Here is a 22,067-nt window from a genome sequence, read left to right as displayed (position 1 = left end):
ATCAAGTTTTTCTGGCCAGTCGAGACCCACAAAGTCATACGTTCAAGACTTCATAAAAACCGGCACATGCAGGGGGGGTGAGCGACACATGTACAAATGCCAGCCTCTCTTGCGTCAGCAGAGACGCCAGGCAGTCACGTATTAATGACTGCCTGGAGCGTTACCAGACCCCGTTATTTTTGATCCCAGGCCATATGCCAGTGACCACCAACACCGGGTTCAAACCCATTAGCCGATGGACTGTATTGCTTGCAGTAGCCAGACTCCGAAAATGGCTTGCACTCATAGACCAATCCGTCTTTTGGCTGCAACACTTTAGTACCTGCGGTGTATTGCTCAATACCATCCGGGAACTGGAAGTCGAACTCCACGCCCCCCTCACCGGTCATTTCAGTCGTTTTCAGATCCTGAAGCGTGGTCCGGCCATCCGCAGTGGTGCCTATCAGCTTCACCTGATGAGTGCCCGGCAAAGTTCGCACGTCGACATTCAGCCATGCACTGTTGGTGTCGATCACTTGGGTGGTGGTCCCGACCGCTTTGTGCTTGTCGTTATAGATCGTCGCTTCAACGTTCAGTTTGCGGTTGGTGAGGATCGGGAAGGACACTTTGCCGCTGCCGTTTTCGAGTTTGAACTCTTCAGCCAAGGCCGAAATCACCATCCTGGCGTCGGTATCTCCCGGCATATCCAGTGTCACTTCGTAACGGATGACACCACTCTCTTTCTGAGCGTACAGCTTGTTCGTGCCTTTCACCGGTTCAATGGCGTCGTTCTCGCCGCGAATGCCGGCGCGAACCAGTTTCTGAGTCTTGTTGATTTGCTCGGCCAGTTTGAACGACCAGTTTTCCGGCTTGCCTTCTTCTGCGTTATCAATGGAAATTTCGACGCTGTGCGACGGGCTTTCACCCTCGGCGGTAAAGGCTCGTGCCTTGGCTTTGTCGCCAACCAGCAGATTTGTCACCGGGGTAATGCTACCGACGGGATTCCACCCACCCGGCACGGGAGCTTCGGCCAGAATATTCACATCGACCACGTTATGAAACGCCGCATCTGTGTCAGCAACGGTCCACAACCCCAAAATCACGTGGTGACCGTTTTTATCGTCAGGAATGATGCAGGCTTGCTTCGCACCGTTCACCGGCAAAACTCCTCCGCCGTCTACGACGCAAAACGGAGTGCTGTCAAAAGAAGCCCGCGTGAGCGGCTGGTTGGGATTCCAACCGGATTGGGTGATGAAGTATTCATGCTTGGTCGTTTTGTGGGGGGCTGGGTAGCTCCAGCTGAAATCGATAGCTCGATCCATGATCTCAGTCAAATGCCAACGAGTGGAAGACTGAGCATCCAGTGCCGAGAAACGCGCGCTACCACTGGCGATCTGGCCATCAATCGGCCCCTGAAGAGGAGCGCCACCCACACCAGCAGGAAACCCTTTGAAGGTTTCACCCACACTTTGCGGCTCGTACTGCGCGCCGCCACAGTCTTTATTGAGACCTTTCTGGCAGAGAAATGCGCGGGACGGTGGGTCATTCAAATAACCATGTGCGGCAACATTCTGTGATGCCAATACTGCCGCCAACAGGGTCAGCGAAGAAGCACATCCCGTTAGTGCGCGCATTTTAGAAATAATTTCTTTCACTTTGTTAGTCCCAGGCCGATTATTGTTTCGACAGCGATTCAAGCCGCTCTTCCATTCGTATTACCTCGCATAAAAAACAGGAAGCGAGATCACTACTTGATAAAATTCCATACAACTAAAGACACCCAAAAGCCAGACAGCAAACAACAATAAAGCCGTCGGACTTACTGACATGTACGCGAGGCATTAATCTTGAAGTTGGATATAGCGATATAGTACAGAGATAATTTTTCTTTTATGTAGGACTTCTCCTGCACTAACGAAGGAATTATCAGCAGCCGAAAAATCGGACAGGAAAGGCAATGTCTCTTACAAAAATACTTATGCACGAACAGCAAAGATCGCAGCCTGCGGCAGCTCCTACGCCAATCACATACACCCGTGAATTCGCGTATATATGCAAGACCCCTGTAGGAGCTGCCGCAGGCTGCGATCTTTTGATTTTTGCAATATTAAAACGCCCGGCTTATGCCAGGCGTTTTTTTATCATTGCAGCGCTGTTACTCGTGATACTGCGCAGAAAGCTCATGCACCGCACGCATGAAGGCGCCAGCGTGCTCAGGGTCGACTTCCGGGGTGATGCCGTGGCCGAGGTTGAACACGTGACCGCTGCCTTTACCGTAGCTGGCGAGGATTCGCCCGACTTCGGCGCGGATGGCTTCTGGTTTGGCGTAGAGCACGGTCGGGTCCATGTTGCCTTGCAGCGCAACTTTGCTGCCGACCCGCCGACGGGCTTCGCCGATGTCGCAGGTCCAGTCCAGGCCGAGGGCATCGGCGCCGGCGTCGGCGATGCTTTCCAGCCACAGGCCGCCGTTTTTGGTGAAGAGGATCACCGGCACTTTGCGGCCTTCGTGTTCGCGGATCAGGCCGCTGACGATTTTGCGCATGTAGGCCAGGGAGAATTCCTGGTACGCCGCCGCCGAGAGGTTGCCGCCCCAGGTGTCGAAGATCTGCACAGCCTGGGCGCCGGCCATGATCTGGCCGTTGAGGTAGGAGGTCACCGACTGTGCCAGCTTGTCCAGCAGCAGGTGCATGGCCTGCGGGTTGTCGTAGAGCATGGCCTTGGTCTTGCGGAAGTCTTTCGACGAGCCGCCTTCGACCATGTAGGTAGCCAGGGTCCACGGGCTGCCCGAGAAGCCGATCAGCGGCACGCGGCCGTTCAGCTCGCGGCGGATGGTGCTGACTGCGTCCATGACGTAGCCGAGGTCCTTGTGCGGATCAGGGATCGGCAAGGCTTCGATGTCGGCCAGGGTGCTGATGACTTTCTTGAAGCGCGGGCCTTCGCCGGTTTCAAAGTACAGGCCCAGGCCCATGGCATCGGGGATGGTCAGGATGTCGGAGAAGAGGATCGCCGCATCCAGCTGTGGATAACGGTCTAGCGGCTGCATAGTGACTTCGCAGGCGAACTCCGGATTCATGCACAGGCTCATGAAATCACCGGCCTTGGCGCGGCTGGCGCGGTACTCAGGCAGGTAGCGACCGGCCTGACGCATCATCCACACGGGGGTGACGTCTACGGGTTGCTTGAGCAGGGCACGAAGGAAACGGTCGTTCTTCAGGGCAGTCATGTCGGCATCCGGAAAAAAAGTGCGGGCATTTTCTCAGAGCGGGACGCAAAAGGCACGGTAAGAGGTGTGCCTTTTGTCTATCGGGTCAATTTGTCGCGGGGGAATGCAGTCTTCCGGACAACCAGAAACCAATGTGGGAGCGAGCTTGCTCGCGATGGCGGCTTCACAATCAACATCTCTGTCGACTGATCCACCGCTATCGCGAGCAAGCTCGCTCCCACAGTTGATTCCATTTCAAATCAAGAACTCAGCAGTCCTCAATTCAGGTCGGCGGCCGGTCAGACGCCCAGGTAATCCAGGATCCCTTCAGCGGCATTACGGCCTTCGAAGATGGCCGTCACCACCAAGTCAGAACCGCGCACCATGTCGCCACCGGCGAAGATTTTCGGGTTGCTGGTCTGGTGCTTGTACTGGGCTTGCTCCGGGGCCACGACGCGGCCCTGGCTGTCGGTCTGGATATCGAACTGCTCGAACCACGACGCCGGGCTTGGACGGAAGCCGAAAGCAATGACCACGGCATCGGCCGGGATGATCTCTTCGGAACCCGGAATTGGCTCAGGGCTGCGGCGGCCACGGGCATCCGGTTCGCCGAGACGGGTCTCGACCACCTTCACGCCTTCGACCCGGTCTTCACCGACGATGGCGATCGGCTGGCGGTTGTAGAGGAACTTCACGCCTTCTTCCTTGGCGTTCTTCACCTCTTTGCGCGAGCCCGGCATGTTCGCTTCGTCACGCCGATAAGCGCAGGTCACCGACTTGGAACCCTGGCGGATCGAGGTGCGGTTGCAATCCATCGCTGTGTCGCCGCCACCGAGGACCACGACCTTCTTGCCTTTCAAGTCGATGAAGTCTTCCGGCGACTTTTCAAAGCCCAGGTTGCGGTTGACGTTGGCGATCAGGAAGTCCAGGGCGTCGTAAACGCCCGGCAGATCCTCACCGGCAAAGCCGCCCTTCATGTAGGTGTAGGTGCCCATGCCCATGAACACAGCATCGTACTCTTCGAGCAGTTGCTCGATGGACACGTCCTTGCCGATTTCAGTGTTGAGGCGGAACTCGATGCCCATGCCGGTGAAGACTTCGCGACGATTGCTCAGCACGGTCTTTTCCAGCTTGAACTCGGGGATACCGAAGGTCAGCAGACCACCGATTTCCGGGTTCTTGTCAAACACCACCGGGGTCACGCCGCCGCGTACCAGCACATCGGCACAGCCCAGGCCCGCCGGGCCCGCACCGATCACCGCGACACGTTTGCCATTCGGTACGACCTTGGACATGTCCGGACGCCAGCCCATGGCGAAGGCGGTGTCGGTGATGTACTTCTCCACCGAACCGATGGTCACCGCGCCGAAGCCGTCGTTGAGGGTGCAGGCACCCTCGCACAGACGATCCTGCGGGCACACCCGGCCGCAGACTTCCGGCAGGGTGTTGGTCTGGTGCGACAGCTCGGCGGCGGCGAGGATGTTGCCCTCGGCCACCAGTTTCAGCCAGTTGGGAATGAAGTTGTGCACCGGGCACTTCCATTCGCAGTACGGGTTACCGCAACCCAGGCAGCGGTGGGCCTGATCGGCCGACTGCTGGGGTTTGAAGGGTTCGTAGATTTCCACGAACTCTTTCTTGCGTTGACGCAACAGTTTCTTCTTCGGATCCTTGCGCCCGACCTCGATGAACTGGAAGTCATTATTCAGACGTTCAGCCATGTTAAAACCTCATCAAACTCTTCAGGCGCATATCACTGCGGGTTGGCACGGGTGCTGGAAAGCAACGATTTCAAGCTGGCAGCCTTGGGCTTGACCAACCAGAACCGACGCAGATAGTCATCGAGGTTTTCGGCGAGGTTACGACCCCACTCGCTGTTGGTTTCCTCGACGTATTCGTTCAGCACGCGTTGCAGGTGGCTGCGGTAGGCTTCCATCGCTTCGCCGCTGATCCGCTGGATTTCCACCAATTCGTGGTTGACCCGGTCAACGAAGCTGTTGTCCTGGTCCAGCACGTAGGCGAAACCACCGGTCATGCCCGAGCCGAAGTTGTAGCCGGTCTTGCCCAGTACGCAGACGAAACCGCCGGTCATGTACTCGCAGCAGTGATCGCCAGTGCCTTCGACCACGGTGTGCGCGCCGGAGTTACGCACGGCGAAACGCTCGCCCGCGGTGCCGGCAGCAAACAGCTTGCCGCCAGTGGCGCCGTACAGGTAGGTGTTGCCGATAATCGCACTGTCCTGGCTTTTGTAGGCGCTGCCGATCGGCGGAACGATGACCAGTTTGCCGCCGGTCATGCCTTTGCCGACGTAGTCGTTGGCGTCGCCTTCCAGGTACATGTTCAGACCGCCGGCGTTCCACACCCCGAAGCTCTGCCCGGCAGTGCCTTTGAAGCGGAACGTGATCGGCGCCTTGGCCATGCCCTGGTTGCCATGAGCACGGGCAATTTCACCGGAAATCCGCGCGCCGATGGAACGGTCGCAGTTGCAGATATCCAGCGAGAAGTCAGCGCCGCTCATATCGTTGATCGCCGAAGTGGCCATCTGGACCATTTTCTCGGCCAGCAAGCCTTTATCGAACGGCGGGTTGCGTTCCACCTGGCAGAACTGTGGTTTGTCCGCCGGGATGTGATCGCTGCCCAGCAACGGGGTCAGGTCCAGATAGTTCTGCTTGGGGGTCTGACCTTCGAGGATTTCCAGCAGGTCGGTACGCCCGATCAGCTCTTCGAGGGTGCGCACGCCCAGCTTCGCCAGCCACTCACGGGTTTCTTCGGCGACGTAGGTGAAGAAGTTCACCACCATGTCGACGGTACCGATGTAGTGATCCTTGCGCAGCTTGTCGTTCTGAGTCGCTACGCCGGTGGCGCAGTTGTTCAGGTGGCAGATACGCAGGTATTTGCAGCCCAGTGCGATCATTGGCGCGGTGCCGAAGCCGAAGCTCTCGGCGCCGAGGATTGCCGCCTTGATCACGTCGAGGCCGGTTTTCAAGCCACCATCGGTCTGCACCCGGACCTTGCCGCGCAGGTCGTTGCCGCGCAGGGTCTGGTGGGTTTCGGCCAGGCCGAGTTCCCATGGCGCACCGGCGTATTTGATCGAGGTCAGCGGCGAAGCACCGGTGCCGCCGTCGTAGCCGGAGATGGTGATCAAGTCCGCATAGGCCTTGGCCACGCCGGCGGCGATGGTGCCAACGCCCGCTTCCGCTACCAGCTTCACCGAGACCAGCGCCTTCGGATTGACCTGCTTGAGATCAAAGATCAGCTGCGACAAGTCTTCGATGGAATAGATGTCGTGGTGCGGCGGCGGCGAAATCAGGGTCACGCCAGGTACGGCATAACGCAGTTTGGCGATCAAACCGTTGACCTTGCCACCCGGCAGCTGACCACCTTCGCCGGGCTTGGCGCCTTGGGCTACCTTGATCTGCAGCACTTCGGCGTTGACCAGGTATTCCGGGGTCACGCCGAAACGGCCAGTGGCCACTTGTTTGATTTTCGAGCTTTTATTGGTGCCGTAACGCGCCGGGTCTTCGCCGCCTTCACCAGAGTTGGAACGCGCACCCAGGCGGTTCATGGCTTCGGCCAGGGCTTCGTGGGCTTCCGGCGACAGGGCGCCGAGGGAGATCCCGGCGGAGTCGAAACGTTTGAGAACCGATTCCAGCGGTTCGATTTCGCTGATATCCAGCGGCTGCTCAAGGGTTTTGACCTTGAACATGTCGCGAATCATCGAGATCGGACGGTTATCCACCAGCGCGGTGTATTCCTTGAACTTGCTGTAGTCGCCTTGTTGCACAGCGGCCTGCAAGGTGCTGACTACGTCCGGGTTGTAGGCGTGGTATTCGCCACCGTGGACGAACTTCAGCAAACCACCCTGCTGGATCGGCTTGCGCGGACTCCAGGCTTCGGCAGCCAGGGCTTTCTGCTCGGCTTCGAGGTCGACGAAGCGCGCACCCTTGATGCGGCTCGGTACGCCACGGAAGCTCAGCTCGCAAATCTCTTCGGACAGGCCGATGGCTTCGAACAGCTGCGCACCGCGGTACGAAGCGATGGTCGAGATGCCCATTTTCGAGAGGATCTTGAGCAGGCCTTTGGTGATGCCTTTGCGGTAGTTCTTGAACACCTCATAGAGGTCGCCCAGCACTTCACCGGTACGGATCAGGTCGCCCAGCACTTCATAGGCCAGGAACGGATAGACCGCCGAAGCACCGAAGCCAATCAGCACCGCGAAATGATGCGGATCGCGCGCGGTGGCGGTCTCGACCAAGATGTTGCTGTCGCAACGCAGGCCTTTTTCGGTCAGGCGGTGGTGTACCGCGCCGGTTGCCAGCGAGGCGTGCACCGGCAGTTTGCCTGGAGCGATATGACGATCGGTCAGCACGATCTGGGTGCGACCGGCACGCACGGCTTCTTCAGCCTGGTCGGCGATATTGCGCACCGCAGCTTCCAGGCCGATGCTCTCGTCGTAGTTCAGGTCGATGATCTGACGCTCGAAGCCCGGCAGATCCAGGTTCATCAGCGAACGCCATTTGGCCGGAGAGATGACCGGCGAGCTGAGGATCACGCGCGAAGCGTGTTCCGGCGACTCCTGGAAGATGTTGCGCTCAGCACCGAGGCAGATCTCCAGCGACATGACGATGGCTTCGCGCAGCGGGTCGATCGGCGGGTTGGTGACCTGCGCGAACTGCTGACGGAAATAATCGTACGGCGTGCGGACACGCTGGGACAGCACGGCCATCGGCGTGTCATCGCCCATGGAACCGACTGCTTCGTAGCCTTGCTCACCCAATGGGCGCAGCACTTGGTCGCGCTCTTCGAAGGTGACCTGGTACATTTTCATGTACTGCTTGAGCTGGTCGACGTCGTAGAAAGCCGAACCGTGGTCGTTGTCTTCCATGGTCGCCTGAATGCGCAGGGCATTCTTGCGCAACCATTGCTTGTACGGATGGCGCGACTTCAGACGGTTGTCGATGGAGTCGGTGTCGAGGATCTGACCGGTCTCGGTGTCTACCGCGAAAATTTGCCCAGGCCCCACACGGCCCTTGGCAATCACGTCTTCAGGCTGGTAGTTCCAGACGCCGATTTCCGAAGCCAGGGTGATGAAACCGTTCTTCGTAGTGACCCAGCGCGCCGGGCGCAAGCCGTTACGGTCGAGCAGGCAGACCGCGTAGCGACCGTCGGTCATTACTACGCCAGCCGGGCCGTCCCACGGCTCCATGTGCATGGAGTTGTATTCGTAGAACGCGCGCAGATCGGCGTCCATGGTTTCGACGTTCTGCCACGCTGGCGGAATGATCATCCGCACACCACGGAACAGGTCGATGCCGCCGGTGACCATCAGCTCGAGCATGTTGTCCATGCTCGAGGAGTCGGAACCGACACGGTTGACCAGCGGGCCGAGCTCTTCCAGATCGGGCATCAAATCGTTGGCGAACTTGGTGCGCCGGGCCACAGCCCAGTTGCGGTTGCCGGTGATGGTGTTGATCTCGCCGTTGTGCGCGAGGAAGCGGAACGGCTGAGCCAGCGGCCATTTCGGCAGGGTGTTGGTGGAGAAGCGCTGGTGGAACACGCAGATCGCGGTTTGCAGGCGCTGGTCACTGAGGTCTGGATAGAAGGCGGTCAAATCCGCCGGCATCATCAGGCCTTTGTAAATGATGGTCTTGTGGGAAAAGCTGCAGATGTAGTGATCGGTGTCTGCGGCGTTGGCCACGGACGAACGACGACGGGAACTGAACAGCTTGATGGCCATGTCCTGATCGCTCAGGCCTTCACCACCGACGAAGACTTGTTCGATCAGCGGCAAGCGCTCCAGGGCCAGACGGCCGAGTACGCTGGTATCGATTGGCACCTTGCGCCAGCCGACGAGCTGCAGACCGGCGGCCAGGATCTCGCGGTTCATGTTCTCGCGAGCCGCTTGCGCGCGGACCGGGTCCTGATTGAAGAACACCATGCCCACTGCATATTGTTTAGGCAGATCGATGCCGAAGGTTTCCTGGGCGATGGCGCGCAGGAACACATCCGGCTTTTGCATCAGCAGACCGCAACCGTCACCGGTCTTGCCGTCGGCGTTGATCCCACCGCGGTGGGTCATGCAGGTCAGGGCCTCGATGGCCGTTTGCAACAGGGTATGACTGGGCTCGCCCTGCATATGCGCAATCAGGCCGAAACCGCAGTTATCCTTGAATTCATCTGGTTGGTACAGACCTGCTTTCATAGACGCTTTCTCACCAGGCTGCCTCTTATCGAGACAAATTTCTTTTCAATTCAACCACTTACCATCCACGCCGAACGTACGCCAGCTTTGCGGGGGCAAAAGGGAGGTCATTGTACACACCGACACAGACGCTCACAAATTTGGCGACGAAATGTCGCAAATCTATGTCGCATTTATGAAAGGTTTAAAACGATCTGCTGTGCTAGTCAAAACTTTTTTTAATTTTGACCGCTACGACTCAAAAGCTACGAGGACGCAGACACCACAAGGCACGCGGCTCTGGGAGCGGCATGCGCCTGCGGAAATTTTGAGGTGCCGGGAGAGGCGGCCTGGGTAAGGCCGCCGAATCGTCAGCGAGCTGTTGCCAGTTCCTGTTGGACGCTGGCGACAGTGCGAGGCCAAGGTTTACCAGCCTGAACCTTCGCTGGCAAGGCCTTGATAGCGGTGACAGCGGCGTCGCGGCTGGCAAAGTTTCCGTAAGTGATCACATACAGTGGCTTGCCTTGCAGCACTTTCTTGAAATAACGGTACTCGCCACCCTGCTCTTTGACAAAGTTTTGCGCAGAGGCTTCGGAGCTGGTGCCGAGGATCTGCACCACATAGTTGCCCGGCGCTTGCCCGGCGTACCAGCTACCGCCAGTAGCGGCCTTGGCAATATTGAGCGGTTTCTCGACAGGCTTGGCGACCGGTGCTGGCTTGGCCACGGGAGCCGCAACAGGCTTGGTCACAGGTGCTGGCTTGGCGCTGGCAACCTGGGTTGGAGCCGGTGTCGGGCGTGCCGCCGGGGTGGCTGCCGGACCGGCCGCAAGACCTGCTGGCGGCGCGGTAGTGGTCACGGTCGGCGGCGTAGCGCTGGAACCCTCGACTGGCACGCCGTCGTCGCCTTCGGTGATGCCGCCAGCGGCTTCAGCCAAGGGACCGCGCATGACCGGTTGCGACTGCCCGACCAGCGGCAGTGGCATCGGCTGCGAAGACCCGGCGAACTCGACAGCCGGATTGCCGCCGGTGTTCGGTTGTGGCGTCTCTTGCCCCGAGGGCAATTGCGCCTGTTCAGTGGCTGGAGTGCCGGTGGTCGGTGCCTTGCTACGACCCGGCATCATCCAGGCTGCTGCCACCGCCACCACGACGACGGCAGATATCGCCAATACGTGTTTCTTCGGCATATTGAACCCCATACTTGGACGCTTGACCGCTGAGCGGCTGGCAATCATGGCTTCGATCATTGCATCGCGAGCGACCTGATTGATCGTGCCCGGCCAGCCATCGGAGTTTTCATGAATATCAGAGATCTGATCCGCGGTGAAAAGTTCGATTCCCCGCCCAGCACCTTCGAGACGTTGAGCCAGGTAATCGCGGGTTTCTTCTTCGGTGTAGGGCTGCAACTCGATGACGTGGAAGCGCTCTTCCTCGGTGCTCAACTGCTCGAGACCGGCGATCAGCGACGACTCACCGAACAGGAACACGTGCGGGCGACCTTCCGGAGCACCCGCGGCCAGCGCCAGCAGCACCTCGAGCGCGGACTCGTCGAGTTGCTCGGCATCATCGACCAGCAAATAGACTTCCTGGCCAGTCAGTGCCAGCTGCACCACCTGGGACAGAATCGCGCCGATTTCGGCCTGGGCCACGTTCAGCGCCTGAGCCACCTGACGCAATACACCTGTCGCATCGCCGGCGTCACGGGCGGAAACCACCACGCTTTGCACGGACTGCCGGTTGGTACTGGCAACCAGCGCCTGACGCAACAGGGTCTTGCCGCTGCCGTGCGGCCCGGTCACGACCAGCAGCAGCTGGCTGTAACGGGCCAGATGGTGCAATTGCCCCAATACCGGCTTGCGCTGGGCGGGGAAGAATTTGAAGCCAGGCACCCGTGGAGCGAAAGGGTCGTGACTCAACTGGTAATGGCCGAGGAAAGCCTCGTCGGCATGCAAACTAGTCATCGGGATCTAATCAACCTTTAAGCTGAGCCAGAGCGCGGTAATCCGCTCCCAGCGTGGCCTGTAAAACCTCTTTCGGATAATCGTCGGTCACTACGGCTTCGCCCATGCGGCGCAACAGCACCAGACGCAAACGACCGTCGATTACTTTCTTGTCGATTGCCATGTGTTCGAGAAAATCGGCCTCGGTCATCTCCTCGGGCGGGATGACCGGCAACCCGGCCCTCTGGAACAGGCGAATCCCGCGATCACGCTCTTGCTCGGTGATCCAGCCCAGGCGCGTGGACATTTCCAGGGCCATCACGGTTCCGGCGGCGACCGCCTCACCATGCAGCCAGACACCATAGCCCATATGGGTTTCGATGGCGTGGCCGAAGGTATGCCCCAGATTGAGCGTAGCGCGTACTCCGGACTCTCGCTCGTCAGCACCCACCACTGCAGCCTTGGCCGCGCAGGAGCGTTCGATGGCGACGGTCAGCGCCGTCTGGTCCAGTGCCCGCAGCCGATCGACGTTTTCTTCGAGCCAGGTGAGGAAGGGTTCGTCGCAGATCAGGCCATACTTGATGACTTCCGCCAGGCCTGCGGACAATTCGCGGGGAGGCAGGGTATTGAGGGTCGAGGTATCGATCAGCACCACCTTGGGCTGATAGAAGGCGCCGACCATGTTCTTGCCCAGCGGATGGTTGATCCCGGTTTTGCCGCCCACCGACGAGTCGACTTGCGACAGCAGCGTGGTCGGCACCTGGATGAAATCGACGCCGCGCTGGTAGCAGGCAGCGGCAAAACCGGCCATGTCACCGATAACGCCGCCACCGAGAGCGATGACAGTGGTGCGGCGGTCATGCCGGGCGGTGAGCAAACCGTCGAAAATAGTCTGCAGAGTTTCCCAGGTCTTGAAGACCTCGCCATCTGGCAGCACCACGGAAATGACCGAAAACTGCGCGAGGCTGCGGGTCAGACGCTCGAGATAAAGCGGTGCAACGGTCTCGTTGGAGATGATTGCCACTTGCCGCCCGGCGATATGCGGCGCCAGGAGTTCGGGTTGCCCCAGCAAACCTTCGCCAATATGAATCGGGTAGCTACGCTCGCCTAAATCGACCTTAAGTGTCTGCATGTGTCCCCACAGTGAAAAATGAAGCTGGCGGCCGGCAACGCATCAGCGGCCGGCAACGCCAGTTTTTTTTGACGTCACCCGATAGTCCCGGGCCATGAGTTGAAGCGCTCAAGACTGGAGGCTGAGGATAGCGCATTTCGCCTTGCGCATTAACGGGGAGGAAGGTGCTGCAAGCGATCCAGAATATCCAGAACGACCATTCGTGGCGGCCGCTCATCGGTTTCCACCACCAGATCGGCGATTTCCCGATAAAGCGGATCGCGGATCGCCAGCAAATCCCTGAGGGTTTTTGCCGGATCAGCGGTACGCAACAGCGGCCGATTGCGATCACGGGCGGTGCGACCGACCTGCTGCTCCACCGAAGCATGCAGGTACACCACACGGCCACCGGCATGCAGCGCCTTGCGATTGGCATCGCGCATGACCGCGCCACCGCCGGTTGCCAGCACCACGCCGTCGGCTGCGCAGAGCTCGGCAATCATTGCCTGCTCGCGATCACGAAAACCCGGTTCGCCTTCTTTATCGAAGATCCACGGGATATTGGCACCCGTGCGCAATTCAATTTCCTTATCGGAATCTTTGAATGGCAGGCGCAGCTCTTTGGCCAGCAAGCGGCCAATGGTGCTTTTACCAGCACCCATTGGCCCAACAAGAATCAAATTTCGCACAGAATCAATGACTCACAGCAATCGCCTGGTTATTCATGATACGCGGAGTCAGGAATACCAGCAGCTCGGATTTTTTCTCCGAAACAACATCCCTTCGGAAAAGGCGGCCAAGATACGGCACATCACCAAGAAATGGCACCTTATCTACCACCTTGCTTTGAGTATTTGAGAAAACCCCACCGATAACGATGGTTTCTCCATCATTGACCAGTACCTTGGCGTTGACTTCATTTTTCTTGATAGGCGGGACATCGTTGAGCTTGTTCAGGTAATCCGGCTCATCCTTGGTGACCTTGACCTCCATGATAATGCGGTTGTCCGGGGTGATCTGCGGCGTCACCTCCAGCGACAGCGAGGCCTCCTTGAAAGACACCGAGGTTGCGCCGCTGGAACTGGCTTCCTGGTAGGGAATTTCAGTGCCTTTGAGGATTTTCGCGGTTTCCTTGTCCGAGGTGACCACTTTCGGCTGGGAGACAATTTCCCCGTTCCCGGTCTTCTCCATAGCCGTCAGTTCCAGGTCCAGCAGCACGTTATCGGTGATAAAGGCGATGCCCAGACCCGAGGTGTTACCGACCGTGCCCATATCGACGAATGGCGAGTTGGTATTGGTGCCGCCCGGCGTGCCGATAGTGCCCGACGTATCGTTGCTGTTGCTGACGCCCGAGGTGTTCCAGTTGCCCTTGTTCTGCAGCGAGCCACCCCAGCGCACGCCAAGGCTTTTGTCATAATCGACATTGGCTTCGACGATCCGCGCTTCGATCATCACCTGGCGCACCGGGATATCCAGCTGGGCGACGATGCGCCTTAATTCGTCGAGGCGGTCCTGGGTCTGGTAGGCAATGATGTTGTTAGTCCGCTCATCCACGGTAATCGAGCCCCGCTCGTCCGTTTCCGACTGCTTGTTGGTCACTGACTTGAACAGCTCGGCGATGTCCTTCGCCTTGGCGTAGTTGACCTGCAACAGCTCACGTCGCAGAGGTGCCAGTTCGGCGATCTGCTTTTGCGATTCCAGCTCCTGACGCTCGCGGGCGGCAATTTCATCGGCTGGGGCGACCAGCAGGACGTTACCGATCTTGCGCTTGTCGAGGCCCTTGGTTTTCAGCACCAGGTCCAGGGCCTGATCCCATGGCACATTCTGCAAACGCAAGGTGATGCCACCCTGCACCGTGTCACTGGCAACCAGATTGAGATTGGTGAAGTCGGCGATCAGTTGCAGCACCGAGCGCACATCGATGTCCTGAAAATTCAGCGACAGCTTTTCACCGCTGTAGGCGACGCGATCGGCGTTGCGCTTTTGCAGGTCGTCGACGGTCATGGGCCGGACACTGACCGTCAGCTTGTTGTCGGTCTGATAAGTCGAATAGTCGAAGGCACCACTGGGCTCGATGATGATGCTGGTCTTATCGGCGGCAGCACTGGCGCTGACGAACTGCACGGGCGTGGCGAAATCCTTGACGTCCAGGCGGACTCGCAGCGGTTCGGGCAATTGGGTTTTAGCGAAGTTCAGGATGATCTTGCCATTGTTTTCCTGGATATCCGGACTGATGCTTGGGTCCGACAACTCGATGACCACGTTGCCCTCGCCCAGTTCTCCGCGCTGGAAATCCACGCCGCGGATGGCTTTACCCGCTGGCGCAGATGCCCTTAAGGGTACTGGGGCGGCCGCTCGCGGCGCGCTCGACGCGGGCTTCTGTGCAACCGCCCCGCCCTGACCGATCACTACGAACAGCTTGTTGCCCTGGACGCGCGTGGTATAGGGCGCCAGGGTCGTCAGACTGACAATCAGCCGCGTGCGGCCCTTGGCCTCGACCACCGTCACGCTGCGCGCATTGCCACCACCCAGATCTCGATTCTTGTTCGCCAGCCCAACGGTGACCCCCGGCAAGTCGAGAGCAATTCGCGCGGGCTGATCGGTGGTATAGCCAGCGGGCGCGGGAGGCGGGCCGTCGAATGTCAGCTGCAACTCGACACGGTCCCCCGGCAACGCGGCGACCTCCAGCGTTTTGAGGTTGGCCGCCAGTACCATCGGCGACAGCAGCGCTATCCATAGCGCAATACCGAGGGATGAAATAGTCCTGCTCATTATTCAAGTTCCACTATTGGCGGGCTTTCATTGGAATGGTCCGCGGTCGCTCCAGCCAGGCACCCTCGCCATCGGAAACGATTTCAACCACATCGACTTGCGAGTCACTGACGGCCACGACCCGGCCATCATTACGCCCCAGGTAATCCCCGACTTTCAACCTGTGCACACCACTGGCGCCACGTAGCAGGGCGAAGGAGCCAGAGGCATTGGAGATAGTGCCAACCATCTCGAACTGCTCGATATTGAAACCTTCGAGATACTGCTTCAGCCGATTCGGGTCGGGCTTCACGTTGCGCGATCCGTGCTGACGCCCCGCCAGATCAACCCTGACCGGCGGTAGAAACGGGCTGCGCAAGGATGCGGCGTTATAGGTAAATGCCTGGTAGGAGTTGAAGGTCGGTGTAGGTTCAATTTTGCCGGGAGGGCGCAGGCGCACCTCGTTCATAAAGGCGTCCAGATCGCTGAAATCGTTATCGCTGCCGCAGCCGGACAACCCCATCAGCACCACAACCATCAGTATCCAGTGGGTCGCCTTCATTTCTGCAACCCCTTATCGTTGTAGCGATAGGTCTTGGCCTGGATGCTCATGCGCAGTTTCGAGCCAATATCCGGTGTGACCGGTTTGATCTCGAAATCATGCAGGGTGACGATTCGCGGCAAGCCGGCCACGCCGCTGACAAAGGTCGCCAGGTCATGGTAGGCACCGGTGACGGTGATCTGGATCGGCAGCTCGATGTAGAACTGCTGAGCCTCCTCTGGCAACAGCTTTATCTCCTCGAACTCCAGGCCACTGCCCAACCCCGTACGAGTGATATCTTCCAGCAGGCCGGGAACCTCGGTATCACCGGGAAGCTGGCGCAGCAGGACGCCGAAAGAGTTTTCCATGTCCTTCATCTGCTCGGCATACCGCTCCAGATTCGCCGCCAGATGGGCCTTGTTCGCGAAATTGAGCTTCAAGTCGACTTCATCGGCACGTTGCTGGTCGAGCCGACCCTGAAGATCCTCGAGGAAAACCTTGTATCCCAGCGCCAGCACCAGGACCATCAACAAGGCGCCGACCATGGCTTTGACGGCCGCAGGCCAAGCACCCATGTTGCTCATGTCCAGATCGTTCAGATCGATCTTGCGCAGCCCCTGGAACCACTCGGACAGATTCATTTCGCGGCCCCCGGAGCTGTTGTCGGTCGAGCCTGGCGAACCGTCAGCTGGAAGACGTTGGCCTGGTCCTGCGCACCGGCGGTATTGGTCTTGACCTCGGTCAGGCTCGGTGCGTCGAACCAGTCGGACCCATCCAGGTTGCGCATCAAATCAGAAACTCGGTTGTTCGAATCCGCCGCACCGCGAATGGAAAGCATGTTGTCGGTCATTTTCACTTCGGTGAAATACACCCCGTCCGGAAGAGTGCGGGCCAATTGATCAAAGATTCGTCCACTAACCGGACGGTTACCCTGCAAGTCCTGAATGATCCTCATCCGCTCCACGAGCTGCTGCCGACGGGTTTTCAATTCACTGATCTGCTTGATCCGATCGTCGAGCAGTGCAATTTGCTGGCTGAGATGGTGATTGCGGGCCTCTTGCCGATCAATCTCGCCAGCAATGTATTGGTCGACCATGAGGACTGCACCTACCGCTGCCAATAGAACGCCCGCCAGGGCCAGCAAAAATCGTTTGCGGCGCATTTCGCGCAGCTCTTCGCGCCAGGGCAGAAGGTTGATCCGCGCCATCAGGCAAAACTCCGCAGAGCCAGACCACAGGCAATCATCATGGCCGGTGCATCACTGGCCAAGGCACCGGCGTTGACCTTGCTGCCGAGGGTCATATCGGCGAAAGGATTGGCCACTCGGGTCGATGTACCGAGGCGCTGTTCGATCAGTCGGTCCAGGCCACCGAGCGAGGCGGTGCCGCCCGCGAGGAGGATGTAGTCGACGCGGTTGTGCTGCCCGGAGGCGAAGAAAAACTGCAAGGAGCGCGAGACCTGCTGCACCAGTGCATCCTTGAACGGTTGCAGAACCTCGTTGAGGTAGTCATCCGGCAAACCGCCGTGTTTTTTTGCCAGCCCCGCCTCTTCCTTCGACAACCCGTAGCGGCGCTGGATTTCTTCGGTCAGTTGGCGCCCACCGAACAACTGCTCGCGGGTATAGATGATCCGCCCGTTATGCAGCACGCTCAGGGTAGTCATGGTTGCACCGATGTCGACCACCGCCACCGTCGAAGGCTCCTGGGGGCTCCCCAGTTGCGCCTGGAGCAGACCGAACGAACGCTCCAGGGCATAAGCCTCGATATCGACCACCCGGGCAGTCAGGCCGGCCATAGCCAGAGCCGCTTCACGGACCTCGACGTTTTCCTTGCGGCAAGCCGCCAGCAGCACTTCGACACGTTCAGGATTGCGCGCCGAATAGCCCTGGACTTCAAAATCGATGGCAACTTCTTCGATCGGATAGGGGATGTACTGATCGGCTTCGATCTTCAGCTGGTTTTCCATCTCCTCGTCGGAAAGCCCGGCATCCATCTCGATGGTTTTGGTGATGACCGCTGATCCGGCAACCGCCACGGCGACGTTTCTGACCCCGGTTCCGGCCTTGAGCAATAATCTGGACAAGGCTTGCCCTACCCCTTCCAGCTCGGCAATATTCTTCTCGACCACGGCGTTGACCGGCAGCGGCTCAACCGCGTAGGCCTCCACTCTAAAGCGGTTGCCGGTGCGACTGAGCTCGAGAAGCTTGACCGAGGTGGAACTGATGTCGATGCCCAACAGCGTGTTGGCTTTCTTGTTGAAGAGTCCTAGCACTACCCATTCCCTATGACTTTCCGTGAGTTACGGACTCTCGATTATTCGATGCGTTCAATACCCTTCGTCTTGACAGAAGCGCAAATGACGCGCTCTGCAGAAAAGTGCTTATAATGCCCAGCGCTTTTTTTCCGCATTTAACTCAAGCGTGGGCTGATCTTGTATACCCTGAATCGCCTGACGCCTAATTCATTCTTTTCTCTGGAAATCCAAAAGCCTTGATTCGTCTGCTGAAGTTTTTCGGGTGGTCTATCGTCGCTGTTTTCTGCGGACTGCTCCTCGGTCTGAGTGGCGCATTTCTCTATCTTAGCCCCGGGCTGCCCTCCGTAGAGGCACTGAGAAGCATTCAGTTGCAGATTCCTTTGCGGGTATACAGCAGCGATAATAAATTGATTGCAGAGTTTGGCGAAATGCGTCGAACTCCGATCCGTTTCGCCGACATTCCGCCCAATTTCATCAACGCACTGCTTTCTGCCGAAGACGACAACTTCGCCCATCACTATGGCGTGGACCCCGGCAGTCTGATGCGTGCCGCCACTCAACTGGTAAAAAGCGGACACATTCAGTCCGGCGGCAGCACCATCACCATGCAGGTGGCCAAGAACTTCTTCCTCACCAGCGAACGCAGCTTCTCGCGCAAGACTACGGAAATTCTCCTGGCCCTGCAGATAGAACGTCAGCTGACCAAGGACGAGATCCTGGAGCTCTACGTCAACAAGATCTACCTCGGCAACCGGGCTTACGGGATCGAGGCGGCGGCACAAGTTTATTACGGCAAGTCGATTCGTGACATCACCCTGGCACAGATGGCCATGATCGCCGGGCTGCCGAAGGCGCCTTCGCGCTTTAATCCACTGGCCAACCCGACACGCAGCAAGGAGCGTCGCGACTGGATCCTGGGGCGCATGTACAAGCTCGGAAAAATCGACGAAGCGGCCTATCAGGCGGCTGTGACCGAGCCGCTCAACGCCAGCTACCACGTGCCGACACCCGAAGTGAATGCCCCGTACATTGCCGAAATGGCCCGCGCCGAAATGGTCGGCCGCTATGGCAGCGACGCCTACACCGAAGGCTTCCGCGTCACCACGACTGTGCCGAGCAATCTGCAGGAGATGGCGAACACCGCCGTCCATGAAGGCCTGATGACCTACGATCAGCGCCACGGCTACCGGGGCCCGGAATCACGCCTGCCGGGCAAGACCCGCGAAGCCTGGGCCCAGGAACTGACCAAGCAGCGCACGATCAGCGGGCTTGAACCGGCCATCGTCACTCAGGTCGACAAGAACGGCGTACAGGTACTGACCCGCACCGGCGAAGAACATCTCGGCTGGGACAGCATGAAATGGGCCCGGCCATTCCTCAACACCAACAGCATGGGACCCAATCCCAAGCAGCCTGCAGACGTTGCCCAGGTCGGCGACCTGATCCGCGTGCAACGCCAGGCGGACAACTCGCTGAAGTTCAGCCAGATCCCGGTCGCCCAGGGCGCGCTGGTCTCGCTGGACCCGCAGAACGGCGCAATCCGCTCACTGGTCGGCGGCTTCGCGTTCGAGCAAAGCAACTACAATCGGGCGCTACAGGCCAAGCGCCAACCCGGTTCCAGCTTCAAGCCGTTCGTCTACAGCGCAGCGCTGGACAGCGGATACACTGCCTCCAGCCTGGTGAACGACGCACCAATCGTGTTCGTCGATGAGTACCTGGACAAGGTCTGGCGTCCGAAGAACGACACCAATACCTTCCTCGGTCCGATCCGCATGCGCGAAGCGCTCTACAAATCGCGCAACCTGGTGTCGATCCGCCTGCTGCAAAGCATGGGCGTCGACCGCACGATCGACTACATCAGCAAGTTCGGCTTCAACAAGCAGGACCTGCCGCGCAACCTGTCGCTGGCACTGGGCACGGCCACCCTGACGCCAATGGAAATCGCTACTGGCTGGAGCACCTTTGCCAATGGCGGCTACAAGGTCACCCCGTACATCATCGACAAAATCGAAAGCCGCAACGGTGACAACCTGTTCACCGCCAACCCGCCCAGCGTGCCGACCGCCGACAGCGTCAGCGACGCAATTGCCGCGCCAGTCGCCAACGCCAACGCCTTCACCGTCAGCTCGACGCCAGGCGAAGCACCGGCGCCAGCGCCAGCCGCACAAACGCCAGCAGTGGCTGAACGCATCATCGATGGCCGGACCACCTTCATCCTCAACAGCATGCTGCAGGACGTAATCAAGCTCGGCACCGGGCGCCGCGCCATGGCTCTGGGCCGCACCGACCTGGCGGGCAAGACCGGGACTACCAACGAGTCCAAGGACGCCTGGTTCTCTGGCTACAATGCCGATTACGTGACTACCGTCTGGGCCGGTTTCGACCAACCGGAAAGCCTCGGTCGCCGCGAATACGGCGGCACCGTCGCGCTGCCGATCTGGATGACTTACATGGCCGCCGCCCTCAAGGACAAACCGGCTCACACTCAGAACGAACCGGAAGGCATTCTGAGCCTGCGGGTCGATCCGATCAGCGGCCGCGCAGCCACCCCAGGCACGCCTAACGCTTACTTCGAGCTGTTCAAGAACGAAGACACCCCGCCCTCAGCCAACGAACTGGGCAACGGCAACGCACCAGGCAGCCCGCTGCCAGCGGATGAAGCGGCGCCGATCGATTTGTTCTAGCTGCCACTGCGGGCAATTGTGGCGAGGGGGCTTGCCCCCGCTGGACTGCGCAGCAGTCCTAAAATATCTAGCCTCGCCGTGTCTGGCTGAATGCGTCAACCGACTTACGACTGCTGCGCAGCCGAACGGGGCGATGCGGCGTTCCGACAAGCCCCCTCGCCACAGCAAGCTCCCTCGCCACAAGGTGCATTCCACAACCGCCATAACGCAAAAAGCCCCGACTCTCACGAGCCGGGGCTTTTTGTTTGACGCTACAACGGCTTAGCCGTTGAACACATCATCCACGCTTTTCAGCGGGTAATTCTTCGGATACGGCAGGGTTGCCACGCCGCTCTCGATCGCGGCCTTGGCCACGGCGTCGGAGATCACGGTGATCAGGCGTGCATCCATTGGCTTCGGAATGATGTACTCACGACCGAATTCCAGCTGGATACCACCGTAGGCGTCACAGACTTCCTGAGGCACAGGCAGCTTGGCCAGTTCGCGCAGGGCGTTGGCGGCAGCCACTTTCATTTCTTCGTTGATGCGCTTGGCGCGAACGTCCAGGGCACCACGGAAGATGAACGGGAAGCCCAGTACGTTGTTGACCTGGTTCGGGTAGTCCGAACGGCCGGTGGCCATGATCACGTCGTTGCGGGTAGCGTGAGCCAGTTCCGGGGCGATTTCCGGATCCGGGTTCGAGCAAGCGAAGACGATCGGGTTGGCTGCCATCAGCAACAGGTTTTCTGCGCTCAGCAGGTTCGGGCCGGACAGGCCGACGAACACGTCAGCGCCTTGCAGCGCATCGGACAAGGTGCGCTTGTCGGTGGCGTGAGCGAAGACAGCCTTGTACTGGTTCAGGTCGTCACGGCCGGAGTGGATCACCCCGGTACGGTCAACCATGAAGATGTTTTCGATCTTCGCGCCCATGCTCACCAGCAACTTCATGCAGGAGATAGCGGCAGCACCAGCACCCAGGCAGACGATCTTGGCTTCTGGCAGGGTTTTGCCAGCGATTTCCAGGGCATTGATCATGCCGGCAGCGGTCACGATCGCGGTGCCATGCTGGTCATCGTGGAACACCGGAATATCGCACTGCTCGATCAGAGCGCGTTCGATTTCAAAGCACTCTGGCGCCTTGATGTCTTCCAGGTTGATGCCACCGAAGGTGATCGAGATGCGCTTGACGGTATCGATGAAGGCTTGCGGGCTTTCGGAGTCGACTTCGATGTCGAACACGTCGATACCGGCGAAGCGCTTGAACAGCACGCCCTTACCTTCCATGACCGGCTTGGAAGCCAATGGACCGAGGTTACCCAGGCCGAGAATCGCGGTGCCATCGGAAATCACTGCAACCAGATTGCCCTTGCCGGTGTACTTGTAGGCGAGTTCAGGGTCGCGGGCAATTTCGCGGACTGGTTCGGCTACACCGGGGCTGTAGGCCAGCGACAG

General features: G+C 59.1%; 14 protein-coding genes. 1 reads left to right on the top strand and 13 read right to left on the bottom strand.

Going from position 1 to position 22,067, the window contains the following annotated elements; all coding sequences use genetic code 11:
* Nucleotides 1-173: 173 nt before the first annotated feature.
* The 12 genes from gbpA to F8N21_RS11875 form a co-directional block, all read right to left on the bottom strand.
* Nucleotides 174-1,634 carry an N-acetylglucosamine-binding protein GbpA gene (gene gbpA, locus F8N21_RS11940; protein ID WP_412071635.1) on the bottom strand — a complete coding sequence of 487 codons (1,461 nt, stop codon included), beginning with the start codon at nucleotides 1,632-1,634 and terminating at the stop codon, nucleotides 174-176.
* 500 nt (nucleotides 1,635-2,134) lie between these two features.
* Nucleotides 2,135-3,202, bottom strand: coding sequence for a uroporphyrinogen decarboxylase (hemE, locus tag F8N21_RS11935; protein ID WP_150642330.1), 1,068 nt, complete (start codon nucleotides 3,200-3,202; stop codon nucleotides 2,135-2,137).
* 278 nt (nucleotides 3,203-3,480) lie between these two features.
* Nucleotides 3,481-4,899: an FAD-dependent oxidoreductase gene (locus tag F8N21_RS11925; protein WP_150642329.1), complete on the bottom strand. Its 1,419-nt coding sequence runs from the start codon at nucleotides 4,897-4,899 to the stop codon at nucleotides 3,481-3,483.
* A 32-nt stretch (nucleotides 4,900-4,931) separates the two neighbouring features.
* Nucleotides 4,932-9,380 carry a glutamate synthase large subunit gene (gene gltB, locus F8N21_RS11920; protein WP_150642328.1) on the bottom strand — a complete coding sequence of 1,483 codons (4,449 nt, stop codon included), beginning with the start codon at nucleotides 9,378-9,380 and terminating at the stop codon, nucleotides 4,932-4,934.
* Between the two features lie 350 nt (nucleotides 9,381-9,730).
* Nucleotides 9,731-11,317: an SPOR domain-containing protein gene (locus F8N21_RS11910; RefSeq protein ID WP_150642327.1), complete on the bottom strand. Its 1,587-nt coding sequence runs from the start codon at nucleotides 11,315-11,317 to the stop codon at nucleotides 9,731-9,733.
* A 10-nt stretch (nucleotides 11,318-11,327) separates the two neighbouring features.
* A complete protein-coding gene (aroB, locus tag F8N21_RS11905; RefSeq protein WP_150642326.1) occupies nucleotides 11,328-12,428 on the bottom strand; it encodes a 3-dehydroquinate synthase in 1,101 nt (366 codons plus the stop codon).
* Nucleotides 12,429-12,577: 149 nt separating this feature from the next.
* A complete protein-coding gene (gene aroK, locus F8N21_RS11900) occupies nucleotides 12,578-13,096 on the bottom strand; it encodes a shikimate kinase AroK (RefSeq protein WP_150642325.1) in 519 nt (172 codons plus the stop codon).
* Nucleotides 13,097-13,100: 4 nt separating this feature from the next.
* Complete coding sequence (gene pilQ, locus F8N21_RS11895) at nucleotides 13,101-15,179, bottom strand: type IV pilus secretin PilQ (protein ID WP_150642324.1); 2,079 nt, start codon at nucleotides 15,177-15,179, stop codon at nucleotides 13,101-13,103.
* 13 nt (nucleotides 15,180-15,192) lie between these two features.
* Entirely contained in the window at nucleotides 15,193-15,720 is a 528-nt protein-coding gene (locus F8N21_RS11890) for a pilus assembly protein PilP (RefSeq protein WP_150642323.1), read from the bottom strand.
* Complete coding sequence (gene pilO / locus F8N21_RS11885; protein WP_150642322.1) at nucleotides 15,717-16,340, bottom strand: type 4a pilus biogenesis protein PilO; 624 nt, start codon at nucleotides 16,338-16,340, stop codon at nucleotides 15,717-15,719. Before pilO ends, F8N21_RS11890 begins: the two co-directional genes overlap by 4 nt.
* Nucleotides 16,337-16,906 (bottom strand): PilN domain-containing protein, encoded by a 570-nt coding sequence (locus tag F8N21_RS11880; protein WP_150642321.1) that lies wholly within the window; start codon nucleotides 16,904-16,906, stop codon nucleotides 16,337-16,339. Before F8N21_RS11880 ends, pilO begins: the two co-directional genes overlap by 4 nt.
* Nucleotides 16,906-17,970: a pilus assembly protein PilM gene (locus F8N21_RS11875; RefSeq protein ID WP_150642320.1), complete on the bottom strand. Its 1,065-nt coding sequence runs from the start codon at nucleotides 17,968-17,970 to the stop codon at nucleotides 16,906-16,908. The genes F8N21_RS11880 and F8N21_RS11875 overlap by 1 nt, the downstream gene beginning before the upstream one ends.
* 221 nt (nucleotides 17,971-18,191) lie before the next feature.
* Here F8N21_RS11875 and F8N21_RS11870 point away from each other — a divergent pair, with 221 nt between their 5' ends.
* Nucleotides 18,192-20,636, top strand: coding sequence for a penicillin-binding protein 1A (locus tag F8N21_RS11870; protein ID WP_412071636.1), 2,445 nt, complete (start codon nucleotides 18,192-18,194; stop codon nucleotides 20,634-20,636).
* Nucleotides 20,637-20,897: 261 nt separating this feature from the next.
* On the opposite strand, the gene F8N21_RS11865 is transcribed toward F8N21_RS11870, so the two are convergent.
* On the bottom strand, nucleotides 20,898-22,067 hold a 1,170-nt coding region (locus tag F8N21_RS11865; protein WP_150642318.1), incomplete at its 5' end, for a malic enzyme-like NAD(P)-binding protein.

This window comes from Pseudomonas fluorescens, assembly GCF_902497895.1.
In the GTDB taxonomy this organism is placed as follows: Bacteria; Pseudomonadota; Gammaproteobacteria; order Pseudomonadales; family Pseudomonadaceae; genus Aquipseudomonas; species Aquipseudomonas fluorescens_BP.
This window is presented reverse-complemented; position numbering and strand designations above follow the sequence as displayed.